We start from the raw sequence: 14050 nt of genomic DNA, 5'->3' as shown, positions 1-14050 counted from the left end.
ATCCCCGGTCATCCCCGCGACGTAGCCGCGCCCGGCGCAACCGGGCGGGTTGCCGGCGGGTGACAGGAGCAGGACCGGGACGGGGAGGAACTGTGGACACAGACGAGGGGTTCGAGGAGTTCTACCGGACCACCAGACACCGGGTCGTCACCGTGCTGTACGCGCTCAGCGGCGATCCGACCGAGGCCCAGGACGCGGCGCAGGAGGCGTACGTGCGGGCCTGGCAGCGCTGGGACCGGATCAGCGGGTACGGCGACCCGGAGGCGTGGGTCCGCACCGTCGGCTACCGGCTGCTGGTCAACCGGTGGCGCAAGATCCGCAACGGGTTGACCGCCTACCGGCGGCACGGCCCCGACCCCGCCGTCGCACCACCGTCGGAGAACACCGTCGCGCTGGTGAGCGCGCTGCGGAAGCTGCCGGCCGAGCAGCGCCAGGCGATCGTCCTGCACCACCTGGCCGACCTGTCGATCGCCGAGATCGCCGCCCAGACCAACGCGCCCGCCGGCACCGTCAAGGCCCGTCTCGCCCGGGGCCGCCGCGCCCTGGCTGACCTGCTCGACACCACCCTCCCCGAGGAGGTTCGCAATGCCTGATCCGCTCTTCGCCGACCTGTACCGCGACACCGAGCACCTGAGCTGGGCGCCCACCGAGCAGGTGCGGCGGCGCGGCCGGCAGCGCACCCGCCGTACCCGGATCGCGGCGAGCCTGGCGAGCGTGGTGGCCGTCGCCGTGGTGGCCGGTGGCGTGGCCGCCCTGGCCGGCGGCCCGGACGCCGCCCCGCTGCCGGTGACGCCGGGCACCGGTTCGCCCACACCGACGTCCACGCCGACGTCCACACCGTCGACCACCCCGGGCCCGAACCGGTCGCCGAGCGCCCCGTCTCGTCCCGACGGCGCGTCGTCGTCCCGCCCGCCGCAGACCAGCTCCCGGCCGACCACCGCCGCCGCCGACCCGGCGATCCCGACGGCGGCGATGCTGCAGAACGGTGACGGCCCGGCCGGCTACCGGGTGTCCGGCGGCGACATCGACGGCGACTGGAACCTCGCCTTCAGCGCTGCCGGTTGTACCCGGGCGGACCACCCGCTGTTCCGGCTGGACGCTCGCGCGGAGCGGGGCCGCCGCCTGTCGGGCGGTCCCGACCGGATGGTGTTGCAGCGCGTCGAGCGCCTCTCTTCCCGCGACGCCGACCGCTACCTCGGCCTGGTGCGGGACCGGGTGGACTCGTGCGGCGGTGGGAGCGTGACGCTGACCGTGGTGGCCAGCGGCTTCGCCGGCGAGGAGTCCGTGCTGGTCCGCGCCAGGTACACCAGCGGCGGCGAGTCGCTGCACCTCTTCGTCCGCCAGGGTGACCTGGTCAGCGAGCTGTGGCAGAAGGGGCTGACCGACCTGGCGGCGAGCCGGGAACTCGGCCGCGACGCCGCCCGCCGGCTCTGCGCCGGCACCGACAGCTGCTGATCCACCACGGACGCACCGCCCTTCTGGTCGGGCGTCAGAGGCGGAGCGCCTCCGGGGCGTGCAGCCGGAGCATGGTGGCCCCGACGTCGGCCGGCGCCCGGCGGCGGGTCGCCATCGAGACGGCGACCATCACGGTGAAGGCGAGCGGCACCGTCCAGGCGGCCGGCTGCGCGATGAGCGTGGCCGGCCAGCCGGACAGCGGTGGCCCGAGCACGGTGACCAGGACGGCCGCGACGGCCGCCCCGCCGCCGACCAGCACCCCGGCCGCCGCGCCCAGGTCGGTCAGTCCGCGCCACCAGATGCCGAGCACCAGCAGCGGGCAGAAGCTGGACGCGGCGACCGCGAAGGCCAGCCCGACCACCTGGGAGACGTTCAGCCCGGAGACGTTGAGCGCGAGCACCGCGGGCACCCCGCCGGCGATCACCGTGGCCAGCCGGAAGCCGCGCACCGAGCCGCGCCCGAGCACGTCGGTCGAGATCACCCCGGCGACGCTGGTGAGCAGCCCCGACGAGGTGGAGAGGAAGGCCGCGAACGCGCCGGCCGCGACCAGCGCGGCGAGCAGCCGGCTGGTCACCCCGTCACCGAGCGCCGCCCCGGGCAGCAGCACCACCACCGCGTCGGTCTGCCCGCTGACCAGCAGCTGCGGGGTGTAGATCCGGCCGAGCACGCCGTAGAGGGTGGGCAGCAGATAGAAGACGCCGACCAGGGCGAGCACCACCAGGGTGGTGCGCCGGGCGGCCGCCCCGTCCGGGTTGGTGTAGAAGCGGACCAGCACGTGCGGCAGCCCCATGGTGCCCAGGAACGTGGCCAGGATCAGCGAGTACGTCGCGAAGAGGCCCCGGTCGTCGTCCCCGGCGGCGCTGGGCAGCAGCCAGTCCGCCGCGCCGGTGGCCACGCCGGACACCTCGGGCACCGGCTCGCCGGCGTCGAAGTCGAGGCGGTCGCCGGGGCGTACCTCCCGGACGGTGCCGTCGGCGAAGGTGAGGGCCGCGCGGTGCTCGACCACGACGGTGGTCGCGGTCCGGAACGCCGGCCCGTCGGGCGGGGTCACCGCCGGGCGGGCGTCGGCCTGCCACTGCAAGGCCAGGAAGATCGCCGGTACGGCCAGCGCGGTCAGCTTGAGCCAGTACTGAAAGGCCTGGACGAAGGTGATCGCCCGCATCCCGCCGAACGCCACGTTCGTGGTGACCACGGCGGCGACCAGCAGTGCCCCCACCGGGTACGGCGAGCCGGCGACCGTGGCCAGGGTCAGCCCCGCGCCCTGCAACTGGGGCACCAGGTAGAGCCAGCCGATGAAGATCACGAAGACGGTGGCCAGGGTACGCAGCCGGCGCGAGCCGAGCCGCAGCTCGCAGAAGTCGGGCAGGGTGAACGCGCCGGAGCGGCGCAGCGGCGCGGCCACGAAGAGCAGCAGGGCGAGGTACCCGGCGGCGAAACCCACCGGGTACCAGAGCACGTCCACGCCGTACTTGAGGATCAGCCCGGCCACGCCGAGGAAGCTCGCGGCCGACAGGTACTCCCCGCCGATCGCGGCGGCGTTCCAGGTCGGACTCACCGCGCGGGAGGCGACCAGGAAGTCGGAGGTGGTACGGGCCAGCCGCAGCCCGTAGAAGCCGATGCCGAGGGTGACCAGGGTGACCGCCACGATGGCCGGGACGACGTAGCCGTTGCCCATCTCAGCGCTCCGGCCGCTGGACCAGGTCGGTGAAGTCCTGCTCGTTGCGTTCGGCCAGCCGCACGTACGCCCAGCCGATCGCGATCAGGAAGGGGAAGGAGGCCACCCCGAGCAGCAGCCAGGGCAGGTTGACGCCGAAGACGGTGACCCGCCCGACGGCCGGCGCGATCGCGAACAACCAGGGCAGGCCGCCGAGCCCGATCAGCACCACCAGGCTCATCCGCAGCGCGAGCGCCAGTTGCGCCCGGACCAGGCCCCGGACCAGCGCCTCGCCGACCTGGGTCTGCTGGGCCAGTTCGGCGCGGGTGCGTTCCGCCCGGTTGTCCCGGCGGGACACCTCTGCCAGCACGATTCGCGCCCGCCCGGGTGGCTGTGGCACCCGGGGGGCCGGTACCGGATCGTCGGCGGCGGTCACCTGGGCAGTCTCGCCTGCTCAGCGCGGATGTCAAGAGCGTCCACCGGGGTTGTGGACAACCTGTGGAGAACGCTTCACCCCTGTGGACAACGCGCCGGTCGAACATTAAGACGGCATTAAGTCTCCATACGTTCACCGCTTGTGGTGTGTCGAGGTATGTCCTTGCCGGTATTGATCGCGCCCCCTACGCTGAGGCGGCAATTCCCTGTTTCCTCTTCTGCCACGGGGTTTCTATGCGCAAATTCCGCACTCTGCTCGGCGCGACTCTCGCCGGGGCATGTGCAATCACGGCGCTTCCGGGCGTCGCCTCCGCCGCTCCCGCCGCCCCGCAGTCCTCGGCCGCGCTGGCCGGCGAGGCCACCGGCACCTACTACCCGCTCGCTCCGGCCCGTCTGATGGACACCCGCGAGGGCCTCGGCGCGCCGAAGGCGAAGATCGGCCCGCAGTCCAAGGTCGACCTCCAGGTCACCGGCCGCGGCGGTGTGCCCAGCGCGGGTGTCGGTTCCGTCGTGCTGAACGTGACCATCACCGGCGCGACGATGAACAGCTTCGTCACCGCCTATCCCGCCGGTGAGTCCCTGCCGAACGCCTCCTCGATCAACTTCGCGAAGGGCTGGCTGGGCTCGAACAGCGTCACGGTCAAGGTCGGCGCGGGCGGCAAGGTCTCCGTCTACAACCGCAACGGCGCCACCGACGTGATCGTCGACGTCGTCGGCTGGTACGCCAACGACACCTCGACCGCGGCGGCCGGCGGTCAGTACCACCCGTTCATCCCCACCCGGATGTTCGACACCCGCGAGCCCGGTGAGGGCAAGCTGCCCGCCGGCGCGTGGATCGACTACGCCATCGACTTCGGCGACGAGAACGCCAATCTGCGCTCGTTGGTGCTCAACGTGACCGTGGCAGCACCGGAGCGGGCCGGTTTCGTGACCGTCTGGTCGGGTTCGGGCAGCCGGCCGACCGCCTCGACGGTCAACTACGGAGCCGGCAAGGTCGTGCCGAACCTGACCTACGTGAAGCTGCGGCCCTGCACCGAGGCCTGGTGCGAGGGGGCTCCGGTCTTCCGGGTCTACACCTCGGCGAACACTCACGTGATCACCGATCTGGTCGGTGCCATGTTCGACACCACCGTGCCGTACGGCCTGCGGTTCCAGCCGATGAGCCCGACCCGGATCGTGGACAGCCGGATCAACCAGGGGATCGCGGGCCCGCTCGGCGCCGGCTCGGTCCGCAAGGTCACCACGCCGGGTGAGCTGATCACCGATGCGACGTGGGCGCTGGCGATGAACGTCACCGCCGTGCAGCCGACCAAGAACACCGTCATCACGGCGTGGCCGGCCGATTACAACGACGTCCCCAAGCCGGACGCCAGCCACCTCAATCCGGCGGCGGGCCAGGTGGTCTCCGGTGGCGTGCTCACCGAGATCGGCCCGTACAAGGCGTTCAACGTGCACAACCTGACCGGGAGCGTCAACCTGGTCGTCGACGTGGTGGGCTCGTTCTACCTGCCGGAGATCACGGCCGTCGCGGGTCGGACCGCGAAGCCGGCGGCGACCAGCCCGCAGGTCGACACGCACAGCCAGCGCCAGCGCTGACGGCACGACGGTAAGGGTGCCCGACCGAAAGTCGAGGCGCCCTTACCGTCGAGCAAGCCATTCCAGACCCTGGTCCTGATACGCGCGCCAATACCCTTGTCGGGATCGCGCCCGACGGCCTTGCGGGTGTCGATACTCGCTCGTAGTCTGGGCCCGCCCATACTCACTTACCCACGGGGTTTTTATGCGTAAATTCCGCACTCTGCTCGGCGCGACTCTCGCCGGGGCATGTGCACTGGCCGTGGTGCCGGGTACGGCATCCGCGGCTCCCGCCGCCGCGCCGCAGCAGGCGACGGCGGACCTCGCCGACACGACCGGGGCCTACTACGAGGTCTCCCCGGCCCGTCTGATGGACACCCGCGAGGGCCTCGGCGCGCCGAAGGCGAAGATCGGCCCGCTGGCCAAGGTCGACCTCCAGGTCGCCGGCCGCGGTGGCGTACCGGCCGCCGGTGTCGGCGCCGTCGTGCTGAACGTGACCATCACCGGCCCGACGGTGGACAGCTTCGTCACCGCCTACCCGGCGGGCGAGACCCGGCCCGACGCCTCGTCGATCAACTTCGCCAAGGGCTGGCTGGGCTCCAACAACGTCACCGTGAAGCTCGGTACGGGCGGCAAGGTCTCCGTCTACAACCGCGCCGGTTACACGGACGTGGTGGTCGACGTGGTCGGCTACTACGCCAAGGACAACTCGATGACCAACCGCAACGGTGGTCAGTACGAGTGGTCCGCGCCTATGAGGTACTTCGACACCCGCACCGACCCCGAGGGCAAGCCGACGGCCGGCACCACCCTCGAGTACGCGCTGGACTTCGGGCCGGACCGCAACCCGCACATGCGGACCGTGGTCACCAACCTCACCGCGGTGGCGCCGGCGAGCGCCGGCTTCCTCACCGCGTGGTCGGGTTTCACCGCCAAGCCGACCGCGTCCACGGTGAACTACGGCGCCGGTCGCAACGTGCCGAACACCGCGTTCATCCAGACCACCCCGTGCACCGGTGCCGAGCCGTTCCAGTGGTGCACCCCGGGCTCGCGGAAGTTCAAGATCTTCACCTCGGCCTCGGCGCACGTCCTGGTCGACGTGGTCGGCACGGTCGACGACGGCTTCTCGGAGTGGGGCATGCGCTTCGCGCCGATGAGCCCGACCCGGATCGTGGACAGCCGCACCAACCTGGGCACCACCGGTGCTCTCGGCGCCGGTAGCGTCCGTCGCGTCACCGTGCCGGCCGCGCTGGTCACCCCGGAGACCGGCGTCGCGGTCATGAACGTGACCGCGGTGAAGCCGACCAACAACACGGTCATCACCGTGTGGCCGGCCGACAACCCGGATATCCCGAAGCCGAGCACCAGCAACCTGAACCCGTACGCCAACCAGGTCGTGTCCAACGCCGTGCTGAGCATCATCGAGCCGACCGCGGCGTTCAAGATGCACAACCTGAGCGGCACCACTCACATGGTGGCCGACATGGTCGGCACGTTCTACTACCCGGCCGCTCCGGCGGCCACGCTCTCCGGTGACGCCGGCAAGAGCAAGCCTCAGATCGTGGGTTCGTCCCACCGCTGAGCCCCCGCACCACCGAAGGGCGCCCCGGCCGACGGCCGGGGCGCCCTTCCCCTTTCGCGGACGGGCGGGCACTGGCCGGATGCGCCAGCACTGCCCCCATTCGCTCTTCCGAACGGGGTTGCCGGCCATCGACCGCCGCCTTACGCTGGCCGGGCCTCTCCCCCTCTTCTTACCCCTTCCGCCGGCGGGCCGGCAGCCGCTCACCGTACGCGGCACCGGCGTACCCGGCTGACGTTTCACCCGAAGGGCGTCTCGGCGGTGGCCGGGGCGCCCTTCGGCACATCCGCCGAACGGTGCATGATCATCCGGCAGGGGCGCACCATCTTGTCGCCTGTCGATCACCGCCCTACGCTGGGCCGACTCGATCTCCCCTTCCTTGTCTCGCACGGGTCCTCATGCACAGAATTCGCACCCTCCTCGGCGTGCTCGCCGCGGTGGCCGGTGTGACGGCGGTGGTGCCGGCGGCGGCCCAGGCCGCGCCCACCGCCCCGTACACCGCGCTGGTCGTCGACGACACCCAGGTCGGCGGCGACGACACCGGTTCCTGGGACGGCAGCCGGGCCCGCTGACCCTGCCACCGCCGAAGGGCGTCCCGGTCGGTCCGGGCGCCCTTCGGCGTACCCAGGAACCTTCCGGGCCGGAGTGGGGTTCGTGGAGACGTTGTTGCCGCTGTTCAGGAGCAGCCCTACGCTGTGTCGACCCTTGTCTGTTCCTTTCTCACCGAGGTGTCCATGCGCATGTTCCGCGCACTGCTCGGCGTCTGCGTCGCGCTGGCAGGTGTGGTCGCCGGGCTGCTGGAAGCGGCCTCGGCCGCTCCGACCGCCCCCTTCACCGCCATCACCGCCGATCGCGGTGACCACGGGTTCACCCCCGTCCCCGCCTCCGACGTCTGGACCCCGGTCAACGCCGTGGTCACCGGCTCCCCGTCACAGGGCGACGCGCTCCGCCTGAAGGCTGTCCGGGGCGAGCAGCACATCGAGATCCTCCTGAACCCACCGACCGGATCGGCCTGGGTTGCCGGGCAGACCTATCCGGCCGCGAGGTCGGCGGACTCCGGGCACGCCAGGATCGAGATCACCACGCTGGGCTCGGCCTGCAACACCGTCACCGCCTCGGTTGCCGTGGCCGACGTCGCCCGGGACCTGGGCACGCAGTTGCTCAGCTCGTTCGCGGCGTCGTACGAATACCACTGCGACGGTGACCCGGGCACTCTCAGCGGCGAACTCCGCTGGAATTCGACGGTGGACTACGTGGCGGCCGTGCCCAGCCCGGCCCAGGTCGACCTCGGCAGCCTGGAGGTCGGCGGAGCGAGCACCACCCGCACGGTGACCATCGCGTCCCGGGGCAGCCAGCCCGAGGTCTTCGGCGCGGTGCGCCTGGCCGGGTCCGCGCCGGGCCAGTTCGCCGTCACCGCCGACACCTGCTCCGGCCGCACGGTGGCCCCGGACGGCAGTTGCACGGTGACCGTCGCCAGCCGGGCCACCCTGACCGGGACGCACACCGCCCACCTCGTCCTGCCCGACAACAGCAGCCACGGGCAGCGCCTGGTGCCGCTGACCTATCGCGCCGCCTACGGCGTCACCGGCATGTACTACCCCCTGCCACCGCAGCGCCTGATGGACACCCGTGCCGGACTGGGCGTGCCCAAGGCGAAGATCGGCGCCGGGCAGACCGTCGATCTCGTGGTCGAGGGTCGCGGCGGCGTACCGTCGGCCGGGGTCGGCTCGGTGGTGCTGAACGTGACGGTGACCAACCCGACGGCCGCCAGCTTCCTCAACGTCTACCCGGCGGGCGAGACCCGCCCCAACGCCTCCTCGATCAACTTTCCGGCGGGGTGGCTCGGCTCCAACAACGTCACCGTCAAGGTCGGTGCCGCCGGCAAGGTCTCGATCTACAACCGCAACGGCGCCACCGATGTGGTGGTCGACGTGGTCGGTTTCTACGCCGGTGACCACCTGGACCTCGCCAAGGTCGGCGTCGGCGGCCGTACGGCGCGGTGAACCCGACCCGGCTGTTCGACTCCCGGCTGACGGGAGGCGCCCTCCCGGCGGGGAGCGCCGTGCGGCTCTGGAGCGACTTCGGCCCGGAGTTGAACGGCCACGTTCGGGGCCTGGTCCTGAACGTCACGGCGGTCAGCCCGGTGAAGGACGGCTTCCTCACCGTCTGGTCCGGCGAGGGGGCCGTACCGGGTTCGTCGACCGTCAACTACGGCGCCGGCAAGGTGGTGCCGAACCTGACGATCGTCAAGACCAGTTCCTGCACCGACTGCGGCACCGGACACGCCGTCCCGTCGTTCGCCGTCCACACCGCACAGACGTCGAACATCGTGGTGGACGTGGTCGGTGTCATGGACGACGGGCAGGTCCCCGACGGCATGCGGTTCCGTCCGCTGCGCCCGACCCGGGTACTCGACAGTCGGATCGGGCTCGGCGTCACCGGTGCCCTCGGTCCGAACACGACCCGGTCGGTCGCCGTGTACGGCTACGAGGAGGTCCCCCGGGACACCGAGGCGCTGGTGACGAACGTGACCGCCGTGGCGCCCACGAACAACACCGTCATCACGGTGTGGCCGGCGGACATGGGCCTGCCGAAGCCGACGTCGAGCAACCTGAATCCGGCCGCGGGGCAGACCGTCTCCAACGCCGTGATCACCGGAATCGGCCCGTCCTACCAGTTCGACGTGCACAACCTCTCCGGCAGCACCCATCTGGTCGGGGACGTCGTCGGCACGTTCTACCGCTACCCCGGTACGGCGAGCGGTACGGCTCCCCGGGGCGCCTCGTGTTTCGTCGTCCTCGGCTCCGGGAGCCGGGCGGCCCGCTGACTCGTCCACCTCGAAGGGCGTCCCGGTACGGGGCGCCCTTCGGCGTACCCGGGGACTTCCGGCGGGTTCCCACGACGGTCGACCGTGGGCGTCCGGTGGAGGGCCGGCCGGGGCGGGTGCGTGCTCACCCGCCCCGGCCGTTCGGACCTCAGTCCAGGCCCACCCGCACCGGGCGGGCGGTGGCGGAGCCGAGCCAGGTGTGCGGGTTGCCGTACCAGCACCAGCCGAGCTTCGGCGCGCCCTGGCTGATCCAGAGCGCCGGCACCCGCTTGTCCCCGCAGCGCGAGCCGACCAGCGAGAAGCACCGGTTGCTGGCGAGAGCGGCGGGGAAGTGGGTGATGAAGGCGATCCCCTCGTCGATGGTGAGCGGCAGCCGCTGCTGGGCGGTCATCTGCTCCATCGCGACGGCCGGCGCCAGGTTGCGGAACTCCTCGCCCCGGTCGACGTCGAAGAGCAGGTACGCCGGCCCGGCCGGGGCCTCCAGCTCCTTGATCGGGTCGAACCGGGGCAGGTCGTCGACGGGGAAGTTCCGGTCGAGGATGCCGGTCTTGCGCTTGCCGGCCAGCGTGGTGATTGCCAGCCGGTCGGTCACCGGGACCAGGTCGCGGGTGGTCACCAGCAGGAACGGCACCCGGGCCTCGGTCGGCGCGGGCAGCCCGGCCGCCCCCGTGACCGCGGCATCCCGCAGCGGGGTGACGAGGTCCCGGAAGGCGGCTTCGGAGAGCCCGGCGAGGGCCGGGTAACCCAGGCGGACCAGCCCGTCGAGCTGGCGGTCGAACTCGGTGGCGGGGTCGAACATGGTCACGGTTGGCCTCCCGTTGTCGTAGGGCCTACCGTACAGTGTACGGGCGGACGGGATTATTCCCGGTCAGCGATTCCAGTCCTGCTTCGCCGCCCGCACCAGCTTGTCCTTCAACTCCCGGGTGTGCCGGCGGCTCACCGGCAGCTCGGTGGAGTCGATCACCACCACGTACCCGGAGTTGACCAGGCGCAGCTCGGCGATCAGCTTCAGCTGCACCAGGTGCGACCGGTGGATCCGGACGAAACCGGCGTCGGCCCAGCGCTCCGCGAGCGTCGCCAGCGACACCCGGACCAGGTGCGAGCCGTCGGCGGTGTGCAGCCGGGCGTAGTCGCCCTGCGCCTCCACCCAGCGCACCGCCGAACGGGGCAGCATCCGGGTCGTCCCGGCCAGCTCGATCGGGATGGTCGGGTCCTCTTCCGCCCGGGCGAGGGCCGCCGGGTGCGACGGCACCACCCGGGAGCCGATCACCCGGCGCAGCGACTCGGCCAGCCGGTCGGCGCGTACCGGCTTGCGGACGTAGTCGGTGGCGCCCAGGTCGAAGGCGTCCACCGCGCCGTCGTCGTACGCGGTGACGAAGACGATCGCCGGCGGCCGGGCGAACCGCCGCAACACCCGGGCCAGCTCCATCCCGTCCAGGCCGGGCATCCGGATGTCCAGGAAGACCACGTCCACGTCGGCGTCGCGGAGCACCCGCAACGCCTCGGTGGCGTCGCCCGCCGTGTGCAGCCGGGCCACCCGGGGGTCGGCCCGCAGGTGGTACGCCAGCTCGTCCAGCGCGGGCGGCTCGTCGTCGACCGCCAGCACCCGGAGGAACCCGGCCGTCGCGTTCCCGGTCACGATCCCGCCCGTACGCCGGGGTGGAACTTCGGCACCCGCAGGCTCACCTTCGTACCCGAGCCGGGGCCGGTCTCGACGACCAGGCCGAACCGGTCCCCGAAGACCGACCGGAGCCGCTCGTCGACGTTGGAGAGGCCGACGTGCTGGCCCGGGTCGTCGGTCGGGTCGCTGCCGGCGCGGGCCAGCTCCGCGATGCCCGCGGTCAGCGTGGCCGGATCCATCCCCACTCCGTCGTCCTCCACCGTGATGTGACACTCCGCGCCCGCGTCGCGGGCCTCGATGCTCACCATGCCGGTGCCGGGCTTGCGGGACAACCCGTGCCGTACGGCGTTCTCCACCAGCGGCTGGAGGCAGAGGAACGGCAGCGTCACCGGCAGCACCTCCGGGGCGATCTGCAACCGCACCTGCAACCGGTCGCCGAATCGGGCCCGTTCGATGGTCAGGTAGCGGTCGATCGAGCGCAGCTCCTCGGCCAGCGTGGTGAACTCGCCGTGCGCCCGGAACGAGTAGCGGGTGAACTCGGCGAACTCCAGGATCAGCTCCCGGGCCCGTTCCGGGTCGGTGCGGACGAACGAGCCGATCGCGGTCAGCGCGTTGTAGATGAAGTGCGGGCTGATCTGGGCCCGCAGCGCGCGGATCTCTGCCCGGGCCAGCCGCTCCCGGGACGAGTCCAGCTCGGCCAGGGCGAGCTGGTTGCCGGCCCAGTGCGCGGTCTCCAGGGTGGCCTGCACCAGCCCGGGCGCGGGCGGGGCGTCGGCGATCGCCACCAGCGCCCCGACCACCCGGCCCTGCGCGCTCAGTGGCGCGACCACCGCCCCGCGTACCGGGCAGTCGACGCGGTCGCAGTGCAGCTCCGACTCGCCCAGCACGGTCGACCGGCCCGCCTCGACCGCCCGGCGGGCCGCCGCGAGCAGCTGGTCGCCGTGGTGCGTGCCGCGCCCGTCGAGGGCGAGCAGCGCGTCCCGGTCGGTGAGCGCCAGCCCGGCCGCCCCCACCAGGGTCCGCAGATGGCGTACGGCCTTGGCCGCGCCCGCCGGGTTCAGCCCGGTGCGCAGCGGCTCGGCGGCCAGGCCGGCGGTGTGCAGGACCTCGTAGGTGGCCCGCTGGGTGGCGGTGGCGATGCCTCGCCGGCCGCGCAGCCGCAGCACCGCCCAGAGCGCGGCGGCCAGCGCCGTGACCAGCGAGACGACGCCGACGACGGCGGAGAGGTTGCCACCCACGCAGCGATCCTTGCCGCTGCGGGCCGCCACGCCAAGCCCCGGCCGGGCCTCCTTTGGCGCCGAGCCGCTAGTACGCGCCCTTGCGGGCCAGCACCACGCCGACGGTCCGCCACAGGATGCTCAGGTCGTACGCCAGCGACCAGTTGTCGACGTAGTAGAGGTCCAGCCGGACCGCCTCGTCCCAGGAGAGGTCGGAGCGGCCGGAGACCTGCCACAGCCCGGTCATGCCCGGCCGGACCAGCAGCCGGCGCCGAACGTCGCCCAGGAAGTCACCGTCGTCGGCGGGCAGCGGACGCGGCCCGACCAGCGACATCTCCCCCCAGAGCACGTTGATCAGCTGGGGCAGCTCGTCCAGCGAGGAGGCGCGCAGGAAGCGGCCCACCGGGAAGACCCGGGGGTCCTGCTTCATCTTGAACAGCATGCCGTCGGTCTCGTTCTGGTCGACCAGCCCGGCCAGCCGATCCTCGGCGTCGACGTACATGGTGCGGAACTTCCAGACCCGGAAGGTGCGGCCCTCGTGGCCCACCCGGGGCTGCCGGAAGAAGACCGGCCCGGGGTCGGAGATCCGGATCGCCAGGGCGATGGCCGCGAAGACCGGCAGCAGCAGCAGCAGGCCCAGCCCGGCGGCAGCCCGGTCCATCAGGCTCTTCATCAGCAGCGCCGGGCCCGACAGGGTCGGCTCCTCGACGTGCAGCAGCGGCAGGCCCTCGATCGGGCGGATGTGCACCCGCGGGCCGGCGATGTCGGTCAGCTGCGGGGCGACCACCAGGTCGACGCCGGAGCCCTCCAGCTGCCAGGCCAGCCGGCGCAGCTCGCCGGGCTCGGCGCTGGCCGACCCGCAGACCGCGATGGTGTCGCCGCCGACCTCGCGGACCAGGGCGAGGACGTCCCGGCCGGCGTACACCGGGACCGGGGTCTGGATGCCCCGGGCGGCGGCGTACCCGTCGGTGATGTGGATGGCGACCGGCACCAGGCCGGCGCCCGGGTTTCGGGTGACCGCGGTGTAGACCTCCAGGCACTCCGGCAGCGTGCCGACCAGCACCATCCGGTGCCCGGCGTGCCCGGCCCGGCGGCGCACGGCGTGCAGCAGGAAGCGGGCGGTCAACCGGCCGGTCAGCACCAGCGTCAACGCCCCGAGCAGGGCGAATCCGACGGTGTAACGGGAGAGGTCCGTCTTGGTGGCGAACGCGATGAAGGAGACCGTCGCGGCGACCGCCACCCCACCCCGGATGACCCGCTTGAACTCGTCCGGCCCCAGGCCGAGATAGCGCCGGTCGTAGGCGCGGTTGCCCCAGAGGATGACCACCCAGCCGAGCGGCAGCAGCAGGAACGCCACCGTGTAGAACCAGGTGGGGTCCTCCTGGGCGTTGTAGAAGCCCGCCCGCGCCTGGCCGAACGCCTCCTGGGCCATCCAGTCGGCCAGCATCACGGCGGCGAAGTCGAGCAGCAGCAGAGCGACGGTGTACGGCCGGTGCCAGCGCGACACCCGGCGACGGGCCCGCGCCCACGCCGATCGGGGGACGCCGTTGTGCGACGGCGGTGTCGGCGGCTGGATCTCGAAGCTGTCGACGTGCCGCACGAGTTTGCTCCGGCCTGTGTTGGTTACCGGGCGCTGGAGGCTTGTCGTCACCTCACCCATGTCCTCCCGCATGACACGCGCCGCTCA

At 72.2% G+C, this 14050-nt stretch carries 13 protein-coding genes; 7 read left to right on the top strand and 6 right to left on the bottom strand.

Going from position 1 to position 14050, the window contains the following annotated elements; genetic code table 11:
* Window positions 1-92 precede the first annotated feature (92 nt).
* Window positions 93-593: a SigE family RNA polymerase sigma factor gene (locus tag V6U88_RS15530; protein ID WP_334453621.1), complete on the top strand. Its 501-nt coding sequence runs from the start codon at window positions 93-95 to the stop codon at window positions 591-593.
* Window positions 586-1455, top strand: a complete 870-nt coding sequence (locus V6U88_RS15525) for a hypothetical protein (protein ID WP_334453619.1) — start codon at window positions 586-588, stop codon at window positions 1453-1455. The genes V6U88_RS15530 and V6U88_RS15525 overlap by 8 nt, the downstream gene beginning before the upstream one ends.
* Before the next feature lie 34 nt (window positions 1456-1489).
* On the opposite strand, the gene V6U88_RS15520 is transcribed toward V6U88_RS15525, so the two are convergent.
* Window positions 1490-3130: a sodium/solute symporter gene (locus tag V6U88_RS15520; RefSeq protein ID WP_334453618.1), complete on the bottom strand. Its 1641-nt coding sequence runs from the start codon at window positions 3128-3130 to the stop codon at window positions 1490-1492.
* Window position 3131: 1 nt separating this feature from the next.
* On the bottom strand, window positions 3132-3545 hold the full coding sequence (locus V6U88_RS15515) for a hypothetical protein (RefSeq protein ID WP_442934634.1): 414 nt from the start codon (window positions 3543-3545) through the stop codon (window positions 3132-3134).
* Window positions 3546-3778: 233 nt separating this feature from the next.
* Here V6U88_RS15515 and V6U88_RS15510 point away from each other — a divergent pair, with 233 nt between their 5' ends.
* The 5 genes from V6U88_RS15510 to V6U88_RS15490 all read left to right on the top strand — a co-directional run bounded on the left by V6U88_RS15510 (window position 3779) and on the right by V6U88_RS15490 (window position 9525).
* The gene (locus V6U88_RS15510; protein WP_334453617.1) at window positions 3779-5140 is read left to right on the top strand and encodes a hypothetical protein; all 1362 of its coding nucleotides are present in this window, start codon (window positions 3779-3781) and stop codon (window positions 5138-5140) included.
* Between the two features lie 184 nt (window positions 5141-5324).
* Window positions 5325-6701 (top strand): hypothetical protein, encoded by a 1377-nt coding sequence (locus tag V6U88_RS15505; RefSeq protein WP_334453615.1) that lies wholly within the window; start codon window positions 5325-5327, stop codon window positions 6699-6701.
* Between the two features lie 395 nt (window positions 6702-7096).
* The gene (locus V6U88_RS15500) at window positions 7097-7270 is read left to right on the top strand and encodes a hypothetical protein (protein WP_334453614.1); all 174 of its coding nucleotides are present in this window, start codon (window positions 7097-7099) and stop codon (window positions 7268-7270) included.
* 162 nt (window positions 7271-7432) lie between these two features.
* A complete protein-coding gene (locus V6U88_RS15495) occupies window positions 7433-8701 on the top strand; it encodes a choice-of-anchor D domain-containing protein (protein ID WP_334453612.1) in 1269 nt (422 codons plus the stop codon).
* Between the two features lie 59 nt (window positions 8702-8760).
* Complete coding sequence (locus V6U88_RS15490; RefSeq protein WP_334453610.1) at window positions 8761-9525, top strand: hypothetical protein; 765 nt, start codon at window positions 8761-8763, stop codon at window positions 9523-9525.
* Between the two features lie 148 nt (window positions 9526-9673).
* On the opposite strand, the gene V6U88_RS15485 is transcribed toward V6U88_RS15490, so the two are convergent.
* From V6U88_RS15485 to V6U88_RS15470, 4 genes are all read right to left on the bottom strand, one after another.
* Complete coding sequence (locus tag V6U88_RS15485; protein WP_442934638.1) at window positions 9674-10366, bottom strand: DUF5701 family protein; 693 nt, start codon at window positions 10364-10366, stop codon at window positions 9674-9676.
* Between the two features lie 27 nt (window positions 10367-10393).
* The gene (locus V6U88_RS15480; RefSeq protein ID WP_334453608.1) at window positions 10394-11164 is read right to left on the bottom strand and encodes a LytR/AlgR family response regulator transcription factor; all 771 of its coding nucleotides are present in this window, start codon (window positions 11162-11164) and stop codon (window positions 10394-10396) included.
* On the bottom strand, window positions 11161-12384 hold the full coding sequence (locus tag V6U88_RS15475; protein ID WP_334453607.1) for a sensor histidine kinase: 1224 nt from the start codon (window positions 12382-12384) through the stop codon (window positions 11161-11163). The genes V6U88_RS15480 and V6U88_RS15475 overlap by 4 nt, the downstream gene beginning before the upstream one ends.
* Window positions 12385-12451: 67 nt before the next feature.
* Window positions 12452-14023, bottom strand: a complete 1572-nt coding sequence (locus V6U88_RS15470) for a sugar transferase (RefSeq protein ID WP_334453972.1) — start codon at window positions 14021-14023, stop codon at window positions 12452-12454.
* Between the last annotated feature and the right edge of the window lie 27 nt (window positions 14024-14050).

Origin of the sequence: Micromonospora sp. CPCC 205739 (assembly GCF_036906795.1) — a bacterium.
Lineage (GTDB): Bacteria > Actinomycetota > Actinomycetes > Mycobacteriales > Micromonosporaceae > Micromonospora.
The sequence above is the reverse complement of the archived record's forward strand: the minus strand, read 5'-3'. Positions and strand labels throughout refer to the sequence as shown.

Excerpts from the sequence above, each read along its gene's own strand:
- V6U88_RS15525 (WP_334453619.1), top strand. The coding sequence starts at position 586 with ATGCCTGATCCGCTCTTCGCCGACCTGTACCGCGACACCGAGCACCTG.
- V6U88_RS15520 (WP_334453618.1), bottom strand. The coding sequence starts at position 3,130 with ATGGGCAACGGCTACGTCGTCCCGGCCATCGTGGCGGTCACCCTGGTC.
- V6U88_RS15510 (WP_334453617.1), top strand. The coding sequence starts at position 3,779 with ATGCGCAAATTCCGCACTCTGCTCGGCGCGACTCTCGCCGGGGCATGT.
- V6U88_RS15505 (WP_334453615.1), top strand. The coding sequence starts at position 5,325 with ATGCGTAAATTCCGCACTCTGCTCGGCGCGACTCTCGCCGGGGCATGT.
- V6U88_RS15500 (WP_334453614.1), top strand. The coding sequence starts at position 7,097 with ATGCACAGAATTCGCACCCTCCTCGGCGTGCTCGCCGCGGTGGCCGGT.
- V6U88_RS15495 (WP_334453612.1), top strand. The coding sequence starts at position 7,433 with ATGCGCATGTTCCGCGCACTGCTCGGCGTCTGCGTCGCGCTGGCAGGT.
- V6U88_RS15470 (WP_334453972.1), bottom strand. The coding sequence starts at position 14,023 with ATGGGTGAGGTGACGACAAGCCTCCAGCGCCCGGTAACCAACACAGGC.